The sequence below is a fragment of the Pseudomonas sp. SA195 genome (assembly GCF_054131565.1).
The window spans coordinates 439,693-460,628 of sequence record NZ_CP096392.1 but is presented as its reverse complement, the minus strand read 5'-3'; the positions used below and the strand labels follow the sequence as shown (position 1 = coordinate 460,628).

Annotated in this window: 16 protein-coding genes; 11 read left to right on the top strand and 5 right to left on the bottom strand. The window is 61.2% G+C overall.

Annotated elements, in window-relative coordinates; translation table 11 throughout:
• The first annotated feature begins 15 nt into the window (after nt 1–15).
• The 5 genes from M1D78_RS02095 (at nt 16) to M1D78_RS02075 (ending at nt 8,176) form a co-directional block, all read left to right on the top strand.
• Entirely contained in the window at nt 16–534 is a 519-nt protein-coding gene (locus tag M1D78_RS02095; protein WP_217476091.1) for an Hcp family type VI secretion system effector, read from the top strand.
• Between the two features lie 195 nt (nt 535–729).
• The gene (gene tssI / locus M1D78_RS02090) at nt 730–2,823 is read left to right on the top strand and encodes a type VI secretion system Vgr family protein (protein WP_437422214.1); all 2,094 of its coding nucleotides are present in this window, start codon (nt 730–732) and stop codon (nt 2,821–2,823) included.
• Nucleotides 2,810–3,697, top strand: a complete 888-nt coding sequence (locus tag M1D78_RS02085) for a DUF4123 domain-containing protein (RefSeq protein ID WP_437422215.1) — start codon at nt 2,810–2,812, stop codon at nt 3,695–3,697. The genes tssI and M1D78_RS02085 overlap by 14 nt, the downstream gene beginning before the upstream one ends.
• On the top strand, nt 3,697–7,128 hold the full coding sequence (locus M1D78_RS02080; protein ID WP_457933348.1) for a toxin VasX: 3,432 nt from the start codon (nt 3,697–3,699) through the stop codon (nt 7,126–7,128). Before M1D78_RS02085 ends, M1D78_RS02080 begins: the two co-directional genes overlap by 1 nt.
• Complete coding sequence (locus tag M1D78_RS02075) at nt 7,115–8,176, top strand: DUF6708 domain-containing protein (RefSeq protein WP_437422216.1); 1,062 nt, start codon at nt 7,115–7,117, stop codon at nt 8,174–8,176. The genes M1D78_RS02080 and M1D78_RS02075 overlap by 14 nt, the downstream gene beginning before the upstream one ends.
• A gap of 68 nt (nt 8,177–8,244) precedes the next feature.
• Here M1D78_RS02075 and M1D78_RS02070 read toward each other — a convergent pair whose 3' ends face one another.
• Nucleotides 8,245–8,961, bottom strand: coding sequence for a UTRA domain-containing protein (locus M1D78_RS02070; RefSeq protein ID WP_437422217.1), 717 nt, complete (start codon nt 8,959–8,961; stop codon nt 8,245–8,247).
• Between the two features lie 350 nt (nt 8,962–9,311).
• On the opposite strand from M1D78_RS02070, the gene M1D78_RS02065 reads away from it, so the two are divergent.
• The 6 genes from M1D78_RS02065 to M1D78_RS02040 all read left to right on the top strand — a co-directional run bounded on the left by M1D78_RS02065 (nt 9,312) and on the right by M1D78_RS02040 (nt 14,766).
• Nucleotides 9,312–10,370, top strand: coding sequence for an ABC transporter substrate-binding protein (locus M1D78_RS02065; protein WP_437422218.1), 1,059 nt, complete (start codon nt 9,312–9,314; stop codon nt 10,368–10,370).
• Nucleotides 10,371–10,496: 126 nt separating this feature from the next.
• The gene (locus M1D78_RS02060; RefSeq protein WP_437422219.1) at nt 10,497–11,300 is read left to right on the top strand and encodes an alkaline phosphatase family protein; all 804 of its coding nucleotides are present in this window, start codon (nt 10,497–10,499) and stop codon (nt 11,298–11,300) included.
• Nucleotides 11,297–12,208: an ABC transporter permease gene (locus tag M1D78_RS02055; protein ID WP_437422220.1), complete on the top strand. Its 912-nt coding sequence runs from the start codon at nt 11,297–11,299 to the stop codon at nt 12,206–12,208. Before M1D78_RS02060 ends, M1D78_RS02055 begins: the two co-directional genes overlap by 4 nt.
• The gene (locus M1D78_RS02050) at nt 12,195–12,995 is read left to right on the top strand and encodes an ABC transporter permease (RefSeq protein ID WP_437422221.1); all 801 of its coding nucleotides are present in this window, start codon (nt 12,195–12,197) and stop codon (nt 12,993–12,995) included. Before M1D78_RS02055 ends, M1D78_RS02050 begins: the two co-directional genes overlap by 14 nt.
• A gap of 116 nt (nt 12,996–13,111) precedes the next feature.
• Nucleotides 13,112–14,113 (top strand): ABC transporter ATP-binding protein, encoded by a 1,002-nt coding sequence (locus tag M1D78_RS02045; protein ID WP_437422222.1) that lies wholly within the window; start codon nt 13,112–13,114, stop codon nt 14,111–14,113.
• The gene (locus M1D78_RS02040) at nt 14,113–14,766 is read left to right on the top strand and encodes an HAD family hydrolase (RefSeq protein WP_437422223.1); all 654 of its coding nucleotides are present in this window, start codon (nt 14,113–14,115) and stop codon (nt 14,764–14,766) included. The genes M1D78_RS02045 and M1D78_RS02040 overlap by 1 nt, the downstream gene beginning before the upstream one ends.
• Before the next feature lie 18 nt (nt 14,767–14,784).
• Here M1D78_RS02040 and M1D78_RS02035 read toward each other — a convergent pair whose 3' ends face one another.
• The 4 genes from M1D78_RS02035 to M1D78_RS02020 are packed head-to-tail and all read right to left on the bottom strand — an operon-like array spanning nt 14,785 to nt 20,922.
• Nucleotides 14,785–15,981: a hybrid sensor histidine kinase/response regulator gene (locus M1D78_RS02035; RefSeq protein WP_437422224.1), complete on the bottom strand. Its 1,197-nt coding sequence runs from the start codon at nt 15,979–15,981 to the stop codon at nt 14,785–14,787.
• A gap of 3 nt (nt 15,982–15,984) precedes the next feature.
• Entirely contained in the window at nt 15,985–16,587 is a 603-nt protein-coding gene (locus M1D78_RS02030; protein ID WP_437422225.1) for a chemotaxis protein CheB, read from the bottom strand.
• A complete protein-coding gene (locus M1D78_RS02025) occupies nt 16,584–17,402 on the bottom strand; it encodes a CheR family methyltransferase (RefSeq protein ID WP_437422226.1) in 819 nt (272 codons plus the stop codon). The genes M1D78_RS02030 and M1D78_RS02025 overlap by 4 nt, the downstream gene beginning before the upstream one ends.
• Nucleotide 17,403: 1 nt before the next feature.
• Nucleotides 17,404–20,922, bottom strand: a complete 3,519-nt coding sequence (locus M1D78_RS02020; protein WP_437422227.1) for a response regulator — start codon at nt 20,920–20,922, stop codon at nt 17,404–17,406.
• Nucleotides 20,923–20,936: the final 14 nt, after the last annotated feature.

Genomic DNA, 20,936 nt, shown 5'->3' with positions numbered 1-20,936 from the left:
GCAAGGAGAGCGTTCATGCCAACACCCGCGTATCTGTCCCTCGAAGGCACCAAGCAAGGCCTGATCACCGCAGGCACTTTCACCGAGGACTCGGTCGGCAATATCTTCCAGGAAGGACACGAAGACCAGATCCTGGTGCAGGCCTTCCAGCACCAGGTCATCATCCCGCGCGACCCGCAGTCGGGTCAGCCCACCGGCCAGCGCGTGCACAAGCCGCTAATGATCACTAAGGTGTTCGACAAGTCGTCGCCGCTGATCTTCAACGCCCTGACCTCCGGCGAGCGTCTGAACAAGTGCCGCCTGGAGTGGTACCGCACCTCGTCCACCGGTACCCAGGAGCACTACTTCACCATCGAACTGGAAGATGCGGTCATCGTCGATGTGCAGTCGCGCATGCCCAACTGCCAGGACCCGAACATGTCCCACTTCACCCACCTGGAAGACGTCTACTTCACCTACCGCAAGATCGTCTGGACCCACGAAGTCTCCGGCACCTCCGGCTCCGACGACTGGCGTGCCCCGATCGCCAGCTAAGACCAAGGCGACGCGCGGCACCCAAGGCTTCGGTCCGGCACGCCCGGCCGAAGCCTTTTTGCGAAGCAGTAGTACAAATCCGAACCGCGGCACCGCAATGCGCGACCCAGCGCACCGCACGACGGCCAGCGCGTGGTACATCAGAGCCCCTCGCGCGCCCTGGCGCACCCAAGGACGGAACCAGGAGGAACACGGATGTTCGCCCCCGCCAACCAACCTCATTTTTCTCTGCAGGTCGAAGGCTTAGCGCACGACCTGCAGGTGCTCGCCTTTACCGGTCGCGACGCCATCAGCGAGCCCTACCGCTTCGAGCTGGAGCTGGTCAGCGAGCGCCCCGACCTGGACCTCGAGGATCTGCTGCAGCGCTCGGCCTACCTCTCGTTCGACACCGAGGGCGCTGGCGTACACGGGCACATCCACCAGGCCGCACAAGGCGAATCCGGCAAGCGCCTGACGCGCTATCACGTAGTCCTCATGCCGCGCCTCGCCAACCTGGCCCGCCGCACCAACCAGCGCATCTTCCAGCACCGCTCGGTGCCGCAGATCGTTACTCAGGTGCTGGAGGCGCACGGCATTCTCGCCGGCGACGGTCATCGGTTCGATCTGGGGCCGGTGGTCTATCCCGAACGCGAATACTGCGTGCAGTACGACGAAAGCGACCTGCACTTCGTCCAGCGCCTCTGCGAAGAAGAAGGCATTCACTATCACTTCCAGCACAGCCCCAGCGGGCATGTGCTGGTTTTCGGCGACGACCAAACGGTCTTCCCGACGCTCAAGCCAGTCGCCTACCAACAGGACAGCGGGCTGGTCGCCGACGAAACCGTCATCAAGCATTTCGGCGTCCGCTTCGAAACCCGCACAGGCCGCATCACCCGCCGCGACTATGATTTCGAGAAGCCCCGCCTGACGCTCGAAACGACGGCGCAAGGCAACAGCCAGCCGGACCTCGAGGACTACGACTACCCGGGCCGGTTCACCGACCGCGAGCGCGGCAAGCAGCTGTCCCGACGCGCCGTGGAACGCCACCGCCACGACTTCGAACAGGCCGAGGGCGACGGCGACCACCCTCGGCTCGCCAGCGGCCACTTCCTCCCGCTCCAGGCGCACCCCCGCAGCGACTGGAACCAGCTCTGGCTGCTCACCGAGGTGCTGCACGAAGGCAAGCAACCGCAGGTGCTGGAAGAGTCGATCACCAGTGATATGGCGCTACGCCGGTCGGCAGCCTCGTCCCATCGGGGAGAAGGGGAAACAGACGACTCGTTCCAGCAGGGCTACCGCAACCGCTTCACCGCAACGCCGTGGGCCGTCCCCTATCGCCCCTCCCTGCGCCATCACAAGCGCCGCATTCTGGGCAGCCAGACCGCGGTGGTCACCGGCCCTGCAGGCGAGGAGATCCACTGCGACAAGTACGGCCGGGTCAAGGTCCAGTTTTTCTGGGACAGGGAAGGCCAAGCCGACGACAAGACCAGTTGCTGGTTGCGCGTCAGCTCAAGCTGGGCCGGCGACCGCTACGGCGCCATCGCCATCCCGCGTGTCGGCATGGAGGTGCTGGTCACCTTCCTCGAAGGCGACCCCGACAAGCCGCTGGTCACCGGTTGCCTGCACCACGCCGAACACGTCGTGCCCTACGACCTGCCGGCGAACAAGACCCGCTCCGTCTTCAAGACGCTCAGCTCGCCCGGTGGTGGCGGGTATAACGAACTGCGCATCGAAGACCGCAAGGGCGCCGAACAGATATACATCCACGCCCAGCGCGACTGGGACGAGAACATCGAGCACGACCAGAAGATCCGCGTCGGCCACGAGCGCCACGACACCGTCGAGGCCAACAGCTACAGCGAATACCGCGCCGAAGAACACCGCACCACCCACGGCGACCGCAAGACCGACATCCGCGCCAACGACCACCTCATCGTGGGCAACAGCCAACACCTGAAGATCGGCACCGGCCAGTTCGTCGAGGCCGGCAACGAAATCCACCTCTCCAGCGGCCTCAAGGTCGTCCTCGAAGCCGGCAGCGAACTGACCTTCAAGGCCGCAGGTAGCTTTATCAAGCTCGACGCCAGCGGCGTGACGCTGGTGGGACCGGTGATCCGGGTGAATTCGGGTGGTAGTCCGGGTAGCGGCACTGGAGCGGCGCCGATATTGCCGGGCGCGGTGAAATCGGCGGATGCAGATAAAGCCGGTGGGCTGTTGATTCAAGCACAAAAGCAGGCCTTGCAGCGCAAGCAACCTCTGTGTGCCATCTGCGAAGCTGCAAAGCAGGAGGCCGCTCATGTCGACCCATGATTCGCTTAGTTTGCCCTCGGACTTGCCCTGGGACTCGCCGGCTTACTTGCTACTCGACGGTATTAGCGTTAAAAACCTGCCCAAGCGGCTCTACGAATGGGCCGAGTCGCCAGACTTCGACGTCGTTTATCTGGAAACACCATGGGCTGAGTTGAGCGATGTCTCGCCTTGCCTTGTACGTCTTGGCGGGGAGCACGACACGGCACTGGCTGCATTTGAAAGAAACAGCCACGAAGAATGGGGCTTCCTGCTGTTCAGTCATGCCGATAGGGATGCGCTGCTAAAACACCTGCGCTGGTTGGTCTGCGTCAGTCATCCATCGGGAGAAAAGTTGCTGCTGCGTTTGGCCGACCCAGCCGTCATGCATGCCCTACTGAACCAAGCTACACAAGATAACGATGCAACGTTTTTTGGCCCGATCGAGCAAATCGTCGCTGCTGATCGCACCGAAAGCGCCTGGCATCGACATCAGCGGCCTAGCTCAACGTTCATCACACAACAGGATCGCCCCTATCAACTGTCCGATAAGCAATTGGACAGCCTTGGTGATGTGGCTTTTCGCGGCATCCTGATCAGCCTCGACGGGCACATGCGCGACTATTTCCCCCATTACCAATCCACACTGAACCCAACCCGGCGTTGGCAACATTTGCGCGCCCTGGCGGAACGCGCCTACAGCTTGGGTTTCAACAGCGAATACGACATCACGCTCTACGCCAATATCTTCGGACTGCTGGGCGCCGACGCGCTGGATAGGCACCCGGACATTGCCAGCCTGGTGAACCAATTTTCCTCGCTCGCACCCACTCAGCGGATCGAACAGGCAGCGGATCTGGCCTATGCGCGCGCCTCGTCAGCGAAAAGGACTTCCTGATGACTGCAAAGAACCCCAACTTGGCCGACAAGACCAAGAGCGACGCCAAAAGCCCCATCGGGGCCTGTCCGCTGATGAAGAACAAGGTGCAGCTATTGCCCCTGCGTTACGGCCTGGTTGAGCGTCTAGACCCGTCGGCGGCCCTGAGCCTGCCGTATCGACTCAAATCGAGGCCGCTGGGCATCCGCCTGATTCGTGATGGCTGGTTGTACGTGATCGAAAACGAAACCGGCTACCTGCACGAATACCGCGTCGAAAAAGGTCTCGTAAGCAAATTCGTTTGGACGGGTACAGAGGCTGCAAAGGATAAGAGGCAGGGGCAGCTGGCGGAAAACAGCCTGGTTTTCGCACGTGGCAGTACGCTGCATGTGAGCTTTTCAGACGTTCAGTGGACAGCCTTCAAGTGCTCACAGATGTTGAAGAGCCGTAAGGAACGCGAGCACTTCATGCAACGGGTGGATCTTTCCAGGGCGACTTGTGCTGATGGCGGAGAGCATCTGCTCACCAGCCAGCAGGCTGAGAAGTGGTTGGCCGAAGTGGCAGAGCAGCCGTCTGGCAGCACACCGCCTCCGGGTACCAATCCGCACGAAGGCCAAGACTACGTTTGGGAAAGCGCCCCGCTGTATAAAAAAACCACCATCGGCCTGGTCAAGAAACAACTGCTCCCCATCTACGAACATGACCACCTTTACCTGGTATTCAAGGACAGCCTGGGCGTCATGCAGGATCTGGCGGAGGAACAGGACGCCGTGGTTGGCTGGATCGAAAAATGGATTCAGCAGAGCCGCAACGACCTCAAGTACAGCATCGGCAGTTACATCGAAACCCTGATGGTGGTGAACGACGATACGGCCAAGCGTGCCGGCACCCGTGGTGCTCTGTTCGAAAAAACCACGCCCGCGCAGCGCCAGACGATTTACGACTACCTCAACGCCCGCAATGACCTCAAAGGCATTCAAAGCAGCAGCCCGGCGACAGCTCATTACCCAGGGCGAGGGTTCGATGCCAAGACGCGAGCTGCTAGGGCGGATGTCGCGGCCAAGAAGCAGACTATGCAGAAGGCATTAGGTGAAGATCTCTACGCCGAGCTGGAAGATGATATCGAAGCACTAGAAGACCAGTCTGATGCCACGCTGGAAGGCAAAGGCCTGGGCGCGCGAGGCATCCATGACCTCGTGCGCCACAAGGAGATGCGGCAATACCTCGAACAGGAGCGTGCTCACCTAAAACGTTGGAATGCGCGCCTAGACCGCATCACAGAGGATCGCGTCAAGCTGTTCACCGCAACCGAATATCACCGCAGCGCCTGGTACTTCGACACTCAAGTGCCGGACCAGCTGATGAAAGCTCTGATTATTGAGCAAAATTGCGTGCGCGACCTGTGTCGTACCGAAGACAGCCTCAAGGCGGTCGGCGAATACTTCCACAAATATCCCTATTACATACTGCCTGCCTTCGCCAGCCGGCTGGATTTGAATTTCCTGACGGGCAAATCAGGGGACCTAATCAAATGGCTCGACGATGCACGCAACCTGAAAAGCAGCCTCGGCGATGCCCAGGTTCGCCTGCAGGAAATCCACACCCTGCTGGGCAACCATTGGACCAACAGCCTTGACCTCAATGCGGCAGCCCAAGCGGCCAGCCACGCCGCCAACGCTGCCTATTCCCCAGCCGTAGCGCTGCGCCTGCAGGATTGGCTGGCGGGCGTGCAAAGCAAGCTGAACAGCCCGGACCTGAAAGCCCACCTGGATAAGCTCGGCGCCTACAGCAACCGAGCGCACCGCCTTGGCAACTTGGCAGCGCTGAAGGCGCACGGCGCCAACTTGCAGGTGGCCACCGAACAGGATGTCAGCCTGTTCAAGTCGCGCCTGACGACCCTGATCCAGCTGATGGATAGCGAAGATCAATTGAAGGCCCAGCGTGACCAAGCCAAGACCGACAGCAAGCGGAGCACGATAAGCGAGGCCGAACGGCAAAACGCCAAGGTGCAGAGGCAGCAACTCAATCAGCAATTGGCCATCAATCGCCAGCAGCGCATGGCGCTGGTCAATCAGATCCAGGACAGCGTGATCGTTACCAGCACCGTCCAGGTCGGCTTTGTCGGCGTCAAACTTAAATTGGATGCCTCCCAGCAAAGCCTGCTTAACGAAGAAATCCGCCGACTGCGCTTGGGCCCGCTGGGCGCCTACGGCGAGGCGGGGGGGCATATGGCCGCAGTTAAAAGCAGTGCGTTGCCGTTACTGGCACTGTTTCTTCAGGCGCGGAATTTGGGGGATGCGTGGGATACGTGGATTTCACACGCACAAAAAGGCTCTGCTACAGCAAAAGATAAGATTATTTTTGCTGGAGCCATATCGGCCCCAATAGCATCAGCCTTTTCGGTCTATCAAAATGCACATATCGCACTGGTGGATAGAGCTTTTAAATCTATCGTGGCTAGTTCAGCTGGAAAAGGAGGGATGCAATTCGCCGTAAAGCTGGGCAAGTTGGGACTCGGTCTGGGGGTGGTGATTTCTCCATTAGCCCTGCTGGCCTCTGCGGGTACGTCTTGGAGCAACTGGAATAAATGGCTGGATGCTACGCGCACGGGCACGGCTAGCGAGCAGGCCGGTGCTCTGATGGCTCTGGCCGGCGATACGAGCAGTACCGCAGTCAACGTGGCAATCACGGCCAAGGCATTCGCCGAATTCGGCGGCCTGATGATGGAGGCCTCACGCGCCGCCCCAGGTCAGCGTGTCGCGGTTATGGGCAGTGCCTGGGCCACGCGCGGTGTGCGCTTCCTGAGTTTTTCCGCACGCCTGACGCCTTGGGGCCTGGCCGCCACCGCTTTGCAGTTTGGAGGCGAGGCGCTTTACAACTATGCCAATCTCGATGATCAACAGCGCTGGATGCAGGGCTGCTGCTGGGGCCTGGACAGTCAGGGGTGGGACTGGCCCACCCATGCGCAAAAGCTGGCCGAAGCCACCATGCGCCCGCAGGTCAGCGATAAAGGCACGCTCAAGCGCCCGCTGGATGGCGAGCCGATTCGGCGCCTGGTGCTCAGCCTGCCCGGTATTAGCCTGGCCAGCTTGCGTCAGCACCCGTTGCGTCTGACCGCCGAGTGGGACTACCAACGAGGTTGGCCCGCGCAGGATGTTGGTGCACAGGTGTGCAATTCCCTGACCCTACTCAGTGATAACCCGCTGACCCTGGCCCTCGATATTTCGCCTGACTGGGTCGGCGCACAGTCGCACTTACGCTTGCGCCTGGCCGTCCAACCCGAGCTGGCCAACAAGCCGCTCAAACACGACGATGCTTACCTGTACTATGCCGTACCGTTGCACCCGAGTGCCGCGCGCGAGCCGATCAAAGGCTGGACCGCAGTTGGCCCAACGCGCATAGCCCCTCAGTGGCTCGCCATCACCCCGGAGTTCCTGCATGCCTCAGGATAAATATGACCGCCTGCCCCATACGGGAGATTTCGAGCGCGAAAATGGTACTGAAGTCTTCTACCTGTCGCCCAAGCCAGTGCCCACTGGAATGCCGGCGCTCAGTGGTCAGCAATTACAACAGGAGAGTAATGAGATATTTTTGGATATAGGAGCAGGTCAGGCTAACGTTGAATTTGCCGCACGTTCCTACTTTGGCTCAATCATGACTTTGGTCATTTTTTTTTCCTTATTCAATATTTTTTCGGCATCAACATCTTTTTATTATGGATGGCCTTTTTGGATATCCCTACTAGAGAATGCCGTGAATCCTTATATGTGGGGGTTCACCGGATTTATTGTCTCTCTAGCTATATTCAACATGTTCCGCATCATCCGCAATATCAGCGCCCGTTCTCCCATTCGCTTCAACCGCCAGCGCCGTGAAGTCGCTCTGGTGTTTCGAGGTGAGGAGCCCGTTTATGTCCCCTGGGAAGAGGTGATCGCCTGCGTCTCCGCCAGCCGCATTATCACTCAGTATGCGGTGATGCCCAGCTTTGCCCTGATGCTCGGCCTGCGTAACGCCGAAACAGGTGTCGTCTATTGGGTCACCATTCCCGGTGGCAACCTGGGCTTGGTAGTTAGCGAATGGGAGGCCATTCGGGTCTATATGGAGCAAGGGCCTGCAGCGCTGCCAACGCCCTTGTTGTCGGATGAGGAATTCCAAGAAGGCACCGTGGCCTACTTCCAAATGTGCCGTCAGGTATATCGCAAGGAACACTGGTGGATACGCTATGCCTTCGGCTTTCTGCTGATCCAATTTTGCAGTGGCTGGACCTTGCCCTGCCATATCGCCCAATGGGTCAAGCGCCGCCCTAAAGCCGTGTTCCCCCAGGAAGTGTTGGACTGGTCGAAGCCCCTGCCCCTCGACCAATACGCCAAGCCCAGCCAGGCCTTGCTCGAGGAAAGCGCAGCCGTGCGCAAGGCCTACGCCCAGGGCCGAACCATGCTCGATTACTACCAGGCAAAATTCAGCGAAGAGCCAGAGGTCCCCGTGGCAGCTACGGAGTAAGCGCCGGGGCTACGCGTATGGCCCCGAACCGCCAGATCTTCCCGGCAGGACTTGAAGTTCCTCGCCCCTCACTCCGGCACCTCCACACACACATGAATCGCATCGTGCCGCCAGTACTCCACGTCGCAATCAATCAGTCGATCGTGCTGGTCGCGGTTGAGCCGGGTGATGCGTAGGGCTGGGCTGCCGGGGGCGGTGCGCAGGGTTGAGGCGGCTTCGGGGTGTAGGGCGGTGGGGACCATGTCGAAGCGGACGCGGCCGTAATGGATGCCGTATTCGCTGGCATAGAGCTCAGTCAGCGAGCGGGTCAGGTCGAAGTCGAGGATGCCCGGGAAATAGCTGGGGTTCAGGTAGTGTTCGACGTAGAGCACCAGACGACCGTCGATGCGCCGCGCTCGGCGGATCTGGACGACGCCGGACAACGCCGGCAATCCCAGGCGCGCGCAGATGTCTGCGGCGGCGGGCACCAACCGCGCCGATAAGACTTCGGTCGCCGGAATTCGCCCTTGCTCGTTAACCATGGCGTGGAAATGGCTACGCACCAGCGGGTTGTAGGCGATCCGAGGCGGCGAGACGAACCAGCCGCGGCGATCCTCACGGTAGATCAGCCCCTGTGACTCGAGTTGGCCCAGGGCTTCTCGCAGGGTGATGCGCGTGGTGGCGAAGAGCTCGCTGAGCTTGCGCTCGGACGGCAGTTGCCCGCTGGGCGGCAGCAAGCCATGGGCGATCTGCTCCTGCAGTGATCGACAGATCGCCGTAACCGCCCGAGGTGCCTCGTCGCGCATCAATATCTCCTCCGCTGGGCTAGTCCAGTACTGGAACAGAGCCTCTGCTCTCGTTATCTCGACCGTAAACACCGTTCAGGCTAGGCAAGCCAAATGACCGCCGCATGACATTGGCACAGAAAAACGCAGCCCGCCGCGGTTACTTCGAACCGTTCAAGCGTATCGGCGAATTTCATCAGCCCACGCCAGGCAAGGTTTTCAGCCTGAGCTAGGCTTGCTACGGCACTCCTGTCGCGGTGTCGCTCCACCGGGCGGCGGCGGAGGCAACGACATCAAATTGTCATTTGCATCCCCTAGATTGGCTCGAAATCGTGCTGATGTAGACCAACGACCTGCGAAAGGAGCTTCTGATGAAACGACTGCTGCTGGCATCACTGCTGGGATCGGCGATTGCCCTGGCGACATCGGCGAACGCCGCACAAACGGACCTGAAAGGCCTCGAAGAGGCGGCGCGCGCAGAAGGTGAGGTCAACAGCGTCGGCATGCCGGACAGCTGGGCCAACTGGAAAGACACCTGGCAGGATCTGCAGAACAAATACGGCCTCAAGCACATGGATACCGACATGAGCTCGGCCCAGGAGATCGCCAAGTTCGCTGCGGAAAAGGATAACGCCACGGCCGACATCGGCGACGTCGGTGCCGCGTTCGGGCCCATCGCTGTTCAGCAGGGCGTGACGCAAGCCTACAAGCCGAGCACTTGGGACCAAGTCCCCGACTGGGCCAAGGACAAGGACGGCCACTGGCTGCTGGCCTACACCGGCTCGATTGCCTTTATCGTTAACAAGCAGCTAGTCAAGGAGGCACCGACGTCCTGGGCCGAGCTCAAGAACGGCAAGTACAAGGTCGCCATCGGTGACGTCAGCGCCGCCGCCCAGGCCGTGAACGGTGTGCTGGCAGCCGCCATCGCCAACGGCGGTGACGAGACGAACATCCAGCCGGGCCTGGACTATTTTGCCGAGATCGCCAAGCAGGGCCGCCTGTCCCTGTCGAACCCGACGATCCAGACGCTGGAGCGCGGCGAAGTGGAAGTCGGTGTGGTTTGGGACTTCAACGGCCTGTCCTACCGCGACCAGATCGACCCGAGCCGCTTCGAAGTGCTGATTCCCTCTGATGGTTCGGTGATTTCCGGCTACACGACCATCATCAACAAGTGGGCCAAGCACCCCAACGCCGCCAAGCTGGCGCGTGAGTACATCCTGTCCGACGCCGGGCAGATCAACCTTGCCAAGGGCAACGCAAGGCCAATTCGTGCCGAGCATCTGACCCTGCCGGCCGAGGTGCAGGCGAAACTGCTGCCCAACGAGCAGTACGCCAAGGTCCGGCCCATCAAGGACGCAGAGGCTTGGGAAGCCACCTCCAAGGCTCTGCCGCAGCAGTGGCAGGAAAACGTGATCATCGAGATGGAATGACCGGAGGCGGGAAGCCAGCGGCACCAAGGAACAGGTCAGCTCGCGAGTGCGCTCGAAGAGCGGCACTCGCGAGCGATGACCCGAAAGCGTTCTCTCTACAGCAGGCAACCGGCAGGAAACGCAAGCATGGGCAAAGCCATCCTCGTCATCCTTGACGGCCTCAGCTACGAGGTGGCCGAGCACGCCCTCGGGCACCTGCAGGCCTATTGCATGGCCGGGCGCGGCGCCCTGTACCGGCTGCAGTGCGAACTGCCGGCCCTGTCCCGGCCGTTGTACGAGTGCATCCTGACCGGCGTGCCACCCATCGAGAGCGGCATCGTGCATAACGATGTGGTGCGGCTGTCCAACGAGCGCAGCGTTTTCCACTACGCTCGCAAGGCGGGGCTGACCACGGCGGCTGCGGCCTATCACTGGGTCAGCGAGCTCTATAACCGCGCGCCGTTCCACGCCGCGCGCGACCGTCACAGCGAGACCCCCGAGCTGCCGATCCAGCACGGGCATTTTTACTACGAAGACCATTACCCCGACTCACACCTGCTTGCCGACGCGGAAGGTCTGCGGCTGCGGCATCGCCCCGACTTCCTGCTGGTGCACCCGATGAACATCGACGACGCCGGCCACAGGCACGGCCTGGATTCGTCTCAGTACCGCAACGCGGCGCGCCGTGCCGACGTTCTGTTAGCGGAGTACCTGCAGCGTTGGCTGGATGACGGCTATCAGGTGCTGGTCACAGCCGACCACGGTATGAACAACGATCGCTCCCACAATGGCCTGCTGCCGGAGGAGCGCGAAGTGCCGCTGTTCGTTCTCGGCTCGGCATTCAGCCTCGATACCGCCGCGCGCCCGAAACAGACCGAGCTGTGCGGCACGCTGTGCGAGCTGCTTGGCGTAGCGCATGACAAGCCCGCGTGCCGGGAGCTGCTGAAATGACCGCGCCACTGGAGAACAACCTCAAGACCGCGGCCATACGCGACCATGCCGCTCCGGCCGCGGTGGGTCGCAGACCTGCTCGTGGCAAACAGCTGGCGCTGCTCTGCCTGCTGCCCTTCGCGCTGTTCTTCTTCGCCTTCCAGATCGCCCCGCTGCTGTGGGTGACGGTCAACAGCCTGAACACGCCCGAGGGCTGGGGACTGGCCAATTTTCAGAAGATCTTCGGCTCGAAGTTCTACCTGCAAGCGATCAAGCACAGCCTGCAGATCGCCTTCTGGTCGAGCCTGTTCGGCATCGTCATCGCGATTCTGGGGAGTTACTCGTTGCGTCAGGTCGACTCCAAACTGCGCGACTTCGTCATGGCTTTTTCCAACATGACCAGCAACTTCGCGGGCGTACCCTTGGCCTTTGCGTTCGTCATCCTGCTCGGCTTCAACGGGGCGCTGACCATCCTGCTCAAGCAGGCCGGGATCATCGAGGACTTCAACCTCTACTCCAAGACCGGCCTGATCGTGCTCTACACCTATTTCCAGATTCCGCTGGGCGTGTTGCTGCTCTATCCCGCGTTCGACGCGCTGCGCGAAGACTGGCGCGAGTCGGCATCCTTGCTGGGCGCGGGAACCTGGAGCTACTGGCGCTACATCGGCCTGCCGGTGCTGACGCCCGCGTTGCTCGGTACTTTCGTCATCCTGCTGGCCAACGCGCTGGGCGCCTATGCCACCGTCTATTACCTCACCACGGGCAACTTCAACGTCTTGCCGATCCGCATCGCGGCGATGATTTCCGGGGATATCTCGCTGGATCCGCACATGGCCAGTGCGCTGGCGATGGTGCTGGTCGGGCTGATGGCAGTGATTACCGTGGCGCACCAGCTGCTGCTGAAGAGGAGCTACCATGCGAGCCGCTGAAGCCCGGCGCGGCCAGCTCTACCACCGCATCGTGGTGTGGTTGCTGTTCCTGATCCTGCTGCTGCCATTGGCAGCGACCTTTTTCTATTCGATCGCCAGCAGTTGGTCAGCGACCATCCTGCCGGACGGCCTGACCCTCGACTGGTACCTGCAGCTGTGGAGCGACGAACGCTTCCTGCGCGCCTTCGGTCAGTCCCTGCTGGTCTGCTTTGGTGCCCTGGCGCTGGCGCTGGTGCTGATCCTGCCGCTGCTGTTCGTGGTGCACTACCACTTTCCGAAACTCGACGGTCTGATGAACATCCTGATCCTGCTGCCCTTCGCGGTACCGCCGGTGGTGTCCTCGGTCGGGCTGCTGCAGCTGTACGGCTCCGGGCCGCTGGCGATGGTCGGTACGCCGTGGATACTGATCGGCGCCTACTTCACCATCACCCTGCCCTTCATGTACCGCGCGATCAGCAACAACCTGCAGGCAATCAACCTGCGCGACTTGATGGACGCCGCCCACCTGCTCGGCGCCAGTACCTGGAAGGCAGCGTTCCTGGTAGTGCTGCCGAACCTGCGCAAGGGCCTGATGGTGTCGCTGTTCCTGTCGTTCTCGTTTCTGTTCGGTGAGTTCGTCTTTGCCAATCTTTTGGTGGGCACGCGCTACGAGACCCTGCAGGTTTACCTGAACAACATGAAAAACAGCAGCGGTCACTTCAATAGCGCGCTGGTGATCTCCTACTTCTTCTTCGTACTGGTGTTTACCTGGGCGGCGACCCGGTTGAATCGAGAGCGTACCGCCTGAGCGCGTAGGTCGTTTGGTAAGGCTGTGCGGCCGAGCCTGACGTGCGTGTCTCGCCAGGTCGAGCTTCTTCAAACCGATCCATGCCACCGCAGCGGCACTTCGAGACAGGAACCCTCATGAGCTACCTTTCCATTCGCGGCCTGCACAAATCCTTTGGTGAGACCCAGGTCTTCAGCGACATCCACTGCGAGATCACCAAGGGTGAGCTGATCACTCTGCTCGGCCCGTCCGGTTGCGGCAAATCCACCCTGCTGCGCTGCATCGCCGGGCTGACCGAGGTAGACGGCGGGCTGATTCTGCTCGATGGCGAGGATCTGGTGCCGCTGGCGCCGCAAAAGCGCCAGATCGGCATGGTATTCCAGAGCTACGCGCTGTTCCCCAACATGACCGTGGAGCAGAACGTCGCCTTCGGCCTGCGCATGCAGAAAATCGCCCGGGACGACAGCGCGCGACGGGTCGCCGAGGTGCTGGAGATGGTCGAGCTCAACGATTACGCGCGGCGCTACCCCAGCCAACTCTCAGGCGGCCAATGTCAGCGTGTCGCTCTGGCGCGCTCGTTGGTCACGCGCCCTCGCCTGCTGTTGCTCGATGAGCCGCTATCGGCGTTGGACGCCCGCATCCGCAAGCACCTTCGCGAACAGATCCGCACGATCCAGCAGGAGCTGGGACTGACGACCATTTTCGTCACCCATGACCAGGAAGAGGCGCTGACGCTTTCCGACCGCATCCTGCTGATGAATGCCGGCCGCATCGTCCAGAGCGCCGATGCCGAAACCCTCTACACCGCACCGGTGGACGCCTTCGCCGCCGGTTTCATCGGCAACTACAACCTGCTCTCCGCCGAAGTCGCCACCCGCCTGCTGCAACGTCCGGTCAATGTACAGGTGGCGATTCGGCCTGAAGCCATCGCCTTGCTCAACACAACCGAAGGCAACACCGGCATTGCAGCCGTGATCAAGAGCCATAGCCTGCTCGGCAACGTGATCCGTTACCGCGTCGAAGCGCGCGACGTCGAACTCTTGGTCGACGTGCTCAACCGCTCCTCGGCCGATCTCTATCCCCAGGGTCGTCAGGTAAGCCTTACCATCGACGCTTGCGCAATTCACGAGGTGGCTTGATGGCCCTGGCAATTTTCGACCTGGACGAAACCCTGATCGACGGCGACTGCGCCAGTCTTTGGTCCCATGAAATGGCCAAGATCGGCTGGGTGGATGGGGAATCCTTCCTGCGCAAGGATGCCGAGCTGATGGCCGAGTACGCCTTCGGTCGGCTGGCGATGGAGGACTACATGACGTTCAGCCTGGCGCCGCTGGTCGGCCGCACGGCCGAAGAGGTCGACCACATCGTTGGGCCCTTCGTCGAGGACGTGATCGAGCCGCTGATCTACAGCGACGCCATGCGCCATATCGCCGAACATCGCAAAGCCGGCGACCGCATTCTGGTGATTTCCGCGTCGGCGGAGTTCCTCGTCGGCGCGGTTGCCGAGCGGCTCGGAATCAACGAGGTTTTGGCCATCCAGCTGGAAGAGCAGCACGGCTTCTACAGCGGCAACACCCGTGGCGTGCTGACCTACCGTGAAGGCAAGGTGACGCGGTTACGCGAGTGGGCCGAAGCGGCAGGCGAGTCGCTGGACGGCGCGCACTTCTACTCCGACTCGATCAACGACCTGCCGCTGCTCGAACAGGTGGCGCATCCGCACGTGGTCAATCCCGATCCGCTGCTGCGCGAACAGGCCGAGGCCCGGGGCTGGCCGGTGCTCAGCTGGGCCTGAGTCGCGACCGGGGCTGCATCAGCCCCCAGCTGTCAACGGCAGCGACACCCGGAAGGTCGATCCCTGACCTTCTTCACTTTCAACCGCAATGCAGCCCTGGTGCGCCCGGACGATCTGCTCGGCAATAAACAGGCCCAAGCCTAGGCCCGCGCTGCGTTCGCTGCCCTCGGCGCGTTCGAACTGGCAGAAGATACGTTCAAGGCTCTTCTGGCTGATGCCGATGCCCTGGTCCTGCACTTCGATCCAGGCCTGTTCGCCCTGTTGGCCCACTGAGACCTGTACCGGTTTACCTGCGCCGTAGCGCATGGCGTTGGTGAGTAGGTTAGCCAGCACCTGCTCGATACGAAATTCGTCCCATATGCCAACCACCGGTTCGGGGCGTTGGAATATCAGTGCGCAGCCGCTCGCTTCCATCTGGGGGGCGAAATTTTCGACCACGTTGGCGACAAGATGGCACAGGTCGACGCGCGTGGGTTGGATCGACAATTTCCCGGTACGAATGCGTGACACATCGAGCATGTCGTCGATCAGTCGAATCAGGCTTTGCACCTGCCGCTCGTCCTTGTCGACCATCTGCCGCAGCCGTTCTTCGCTGAACGCCGCAAAGTTGTTGCGGGCCAGCTGCAACTTGCGCAGCTGCACCTCGAGGATAAGCGTGTTCAGCGGTGTCTTCAGTTCGTGCGAGACGATGGACATGAAGTCGTCGCGCATGCGCACGGCGTCTTCAAGTTCTGCCTTGGTGCTGCGCAGCTCGTCGAGCAGCACTTCCTGCTCCCGGCGGCTCTGTTCGAGCGCCTCGAGCTGACGGGCCATGCGCTTGCGGTTGCGGTACAAGTCGACGAACACGCTGACCTTGCTGCGCACCGCGTGGGTGTCGAGCGGCTTCTGCATGAAGTCGACCGCACCGCTTTCGTAACCTTTGAACGCGTAATTCAGCTCCCGACCCGCGGCGCTGACGAACACGATGGGGATCTGTTTCGTGCGTTCGGTGCCGCGCATGAGTTCGGCCAGCTGGAAACCGTCCATGCCGGGCATCTGCACGTCGAGAATGGCCAGCGCGAACTCATGGCGCAGCAGTAACTCCAGCGCCTGCTCGGCCGACTCGGCCTGGTGCACACGCAAGCCCGGCGCCTTGAGCAGGGCGTCGAGTGCCAGGAGGTTCTCCGGCAGGTCATCGACGATCAGCAGGTTCGCTTCGTCCATTCGGTCAGGCATGGGTCACTCCAGTTCGCGCAACAGTCGATGGATATCGCGCAAGGGCAAAATGAAATCCGGCGCAAAGCGCTGGAGTGCTGCACGGGGCATGGTAACGACTTCGGCTTCGTCAGGGTCTTGAACGATGGTCAAGCCGCCTGCCTGGGCAATGGCCTCGAGCCCGGCGGCGCCATCCTCGTTGGCGCCGGTCAGCAGGATACCCGCCAACCGTTCACCCCAGGCATCGGCTGCCGACTCGAAGAGCACATCGATCGAGGGCCGGGAAAAATGCATCGCGTCGTCTTGGCTGAGCGAAAGGCTCAGGTCGGGCTCGACCAACAGGTGGTAGCCCGGTGCGGCGAAATACAACGTACCGCCGCGCACGGGTGCCTTGTCCGAGGCTTCCTGAACGGCCAGCTCCGTCTTGCGCCGGAAGATTTCGACCAGCTGCGTGGGCCCGATTGGCGGCACGTGCTGGACCACCAGCAGCGGCAGGCGAAAGCGACGAGGCAAGCCGGCGACGAGCACGCTGAGCGCCGCCAGCCCGCCAGCCGATGTGCCGATCACCACGGCATCGATCGGCCGGCGGCGCAGCGCGTCGAGAACCTCGACTGAAGTAGACGTCATGATTTACGGAACACCCGTTCCTGCTTGTCGAACGCCTCGAAGCGATCGGCGTACCCGGAAAACTCCACCGTTTCCTTGCTGCCGAGCCCGAGAAATCCACGATGGCAAAGTGATTCGTGAAACAGACCGAAAGCTCGATCCTGCAGCGGCTTGTTGAAATAGATCAGCACGTTGCGACAGGAGATCAGTTGCGTCTCGGCGAAGACACTGTCGGTCGCGAGGCTATGGTCGGCGAAAGTTACCTTTTCTTTCAACGACTTATCCATGATCGCCGCATCATAGGCGGCGGTGTAGTAATCGCTGAGACTGCCTTTGCCGCCGGCTCGCTGGTAGTTGTCGGTGTACTGGCGCATGTGCTCGATGTTGAAGATGCCCTTGCGTGCCTGATCCAGCGAGCGCGGGTTGATATCCGTGGCGTAGAGGATGGTGCGTTCGAGCAGTCCTTCCTCCTTGAGCATGATCGCCATCGAATAGACTTCCTCGCCCGTGCTACAGCCTGCGATCCAGATTTTTAGCGACGGATAGGTACGCAGCACGGGCACGACCTGCTCGCGCAGGCTCAGGTAGTAACCCGGGTCGCGGAACATCTCGCTCACGGGAATGGTGAGGTACTGCAGCAGCTCCATGAACGCCTGCGGATCGTAGAGGATGCGCCGCTGCAGAGCCGACACGTTTTCACATTGCATCTGCTTGAGCGCTAATAGCACGCGGCGCTTGAGCGAGGCGCTGGAATAGTCGCGAAAATCGTAGCTGTAGCGCAGGTAGATCGCCTCGATCAGCAGCTTCAGCTCAATGGCCAGCATGCGGTCCGGCATGTCACAGCAGCTCCACTTTTGGCAACCACACCCGGATCAGCGAAAACAGGCGGTCCAGGTCGATGGGCTTGGCCAGATAATCATTGGCACCAGCGCGCAGGCAGCGGTCCTGGTCGTCCTTCATGGCCTTGGCGGTGACAGCGATGATCGGCAGTTTGGCCAGGCGCGGATCCTTGCGGATTTCCTGCATGGCGGTAAAGCCATCCATCTCCGGCATCATGATGTCCATCAACACCAGATCGATGTCATCTACGTTTCGCAGTTGGGCGATGGCTTCATGGCCGTTGCGGGCAATCTCGATCAATGCGCCCTTCTGCTCGAGCGCGCTGGTCAAGGCGAAGACGTTACGCACATCGTCATCGACGACAAGGATCTTGCGGCCCTCGAAGGCCTTCTCGCGGCTGCGCACGCTCTTGAGCATCTTCTGCCGCTCGGGCGGCATGTCTGACTCGACCTTGTGCAGGAACAGCGTGACCTCATCGAGCAGGCGCTCGGGCGAGCGAGCGCCCTTGATGATGATCGAGCGCGAATATTTCATCAGCGCGGCTTCCTCATCGCGCGTGAGGTTGCGCCCGGTGTAAACGATCACCGGCGGGAACGAGCAAATCTCCTCGTGAGCCATGCGTTCGAGCAGTTCGTGGCCATCCATGTCGGGCAGCTTGAGGTCGATGATCATGCAGTCGAAGACGGTATGACGCAGTAGCTCCAGCGCCTTCTCGCCGAATTCAACCGCAGTGATCTCGACGTCCACGTCCTCGATCAGCCGTGACACGCTCTCTCGCTGACGGGCATCGTCCTCGACCAGCAGGATGCGCTTGACCTTCTGTGCCAGCTTGGCTTCGAGCCGACCGAAGACTTCCTTCAGGTCCTCGCGGGTAGTTGGTTTGGTCGCATAGCCGATTGCGCCCATCTGCAGCGCAGCCTCTTTGCGATCCTCAACCGACACGATGTGAACCGGGATGTGCCGTGTGACGGGGTTCTCCTTGAGCCGCTCGAGCACGGTCAGCCCGGAATGATCCGGGAGGCGCATGTCGAGCAGGATCGCGTCAGGGCGGTACTGAACCGCAGTATCGAAGCCGTGATCAGCATTCTGTGCGATCAGGCAGCTGTACTTCAGCTCATGAGCCAAGTCGCGAAGAATGCCGGCGAACTGCGGCTCATCTTCGATCACCAGCACCGACCGCTCGCTGAACGGAAAGGCATCACGATCATCTGGCACGGTCGATAGCGAAGGCGCCTGTGCAGGTGCCACGGGCGTGGCGGCAACGGGTTCGGCCACCGCGATGTCGGCAGCAAGGGGCTGGACTTGCTGGCGAGAAGGCGGCAGCGGCGCCGCTTCCGCCGGTTCAATCTCCTCGGGCGGGGTGTAGTGCTCAGGCACGACAAGCGTGAAGACGCTGCCCTTGCCCGGCTCGCTGCTGACCTCGATGGTGCCGCCCAGCAGGTGCGCCAGCTCGCGTGAAATGGACAACCCGAGACCGGTGCCGCCATAGCGGCGGTTGGTGGTGCCGTCGGCCTGGCGGAACGCCTCGAAGATCACCTCGTGCTGGTCCGCCGGGATACCAATGCCGGAATCCTGTACGGCAAAGGCGATTCGTTGCTCGTCGTGGCGCGCGACCTTGAGCGTGACCGAACCCTTCTCGGTGAACTTGAATGCGTTCGACAGCAGGTTTTTGACGATCTGCTCCAAGCGCTGGCGGTCGGTGTAGAGGCTGGACGGCAGGTCGTCCGTCAGCTCTACGTTGAACTGCAGCGACTTCTCCAGGGCCTGCGCCAGGAACAGGCTCTTCAGCCCGTCCATCATCCGCGACAGGATCAGCAATTCAGGCCGCACGTCGAGCTTCCCGGCCTCGACCTTGGAAATGTCGAGGATGTCGTTGATCAGGTTGAGCAGGTCGTTACCGGCCGAGTAAATCGAGCGCGCGAACTGCACCTGGTCGTCGTGGAGGTTTCCGTCCGGGTTGTCTGCCAGCAGCTTGGCGAGAATCAGCGAACTGTTGAGCGGCGTGCGCAGCTCGTGGGACATGTTGGCAAGGAATTCGGATTTGTACCGGCTGGCGCGCTGCAGTTCTTCAGCACGCTCTTCGAGCATCTCCTGCACTTCCTGCAGCCGATGGTTCTTCAGGTCCATTTCGTCGCGCTGGCGGGCAAGCTCCTCGGTGTGCTCGGCGAGCTGCTCGTTGGTCTGCTCCAGTTCGGCCTGCTGCTCCTCCATGTGCGCCTGCGACTCGCGCAGTGCGTTGGATTGCTCCTCAAGCTCCTCATTCGCGGCACGCAACTCTTCCTGCTGCACCTGCAATTCTTCGTTGAGTTGCTGGGTCTCAGCCAGCATGCGCTGCAGGCGCTGGCGATAGCGCGCCGCCTCGATGGCCGAGCCCATGTTGTCGCTGATGCGCCTGAGCAGCTCGCTATCCTCTTCGCGCAATGGGCGCAAAAAGCCGATCTCGAGCACGCCGTTGAGCATGCCGCTGTCCTCGACCGGAACGATGAGAACCGCTCCGGCATCCGTCTCGCCCAGCGCCGAGCTGACTTTCAGGTAACCGGTCGGCACCCGCTCCAGCATCATCGGCCGGCGTTCGAGGGCGACCTGCCCGACCAGCCCCTCACCAAATTCGAGGTTGCGAGCGGCATGCAATTTGTCGCTGTCCCACGCGAACTCCGCGACACGCTGAAGTTTGCCTTCCTGAGCGACGTAAAGCGCGCCGACCGAGGCGCCGAGATAGCGCGAAAGGAAATTGAGGATGTTCTGGCCCAGCGCTGGCAGCGTCTGCTCACCGATGATGGCTTCGCTGAGCTGGGTTTGCCCGGCGCGATACCAGGCCTGCTTTTCAAGGGCAGCGGCATGCGCCCGCTGCTGCTCCAGCGACTCGGCATAACTGTCTGACAAGCTGTACAGATCGCGCCTGCCGAAATAGGCCAACAGGCCGCTAAACAACAGACTGAGCGCCAGGAAACCACCGATCAGCGCGGTAGTGACCATTTCCGTCGTATCCGTTCGATCGGCACGTATCTGGCGCTCGTACGCGATGAACTCGTTGAGTAACCGCCTCTGCTCTTCCTTGAGCTGCAGGCCGCGCTTGCTGCGAACGTAGTCGACCACGGACTCATTTTGCGCACGGCGGGAGATCGCCTCTTCGGCAAAGGTCACCCACTGATCGTGGAGCATGCCCACCCGCTCGGCTCTGTTGAGTTGAACAGGATCCTCGTTGGCGTAGCTCTTCAGGTTCTGCAGCTGCTCAGCGAAGACCGGGAGCTCGTTCTGATAGGGCTCGAGAAAGACCTCTTCGCCTGCGATCAGATAGCCGCGCATCGAGGCTTCCATGTCGGCGACGACCTTCAGCATGTCATGCGCATACGCTACGCCAGCGACTGACCGCTCGACCCACTGCCCGACGTTCAGCAGGTAGTACACGATGGCACAGAAGAAAAATGCGCTGAGGAAACCGAACCCCAGCGGGACGGCCACGTTGCGATTGAGGATGCGCCGAAACTCGTTCTGATCGATGAAGGTGTCGCCCATCTGGTTTCCTTTCC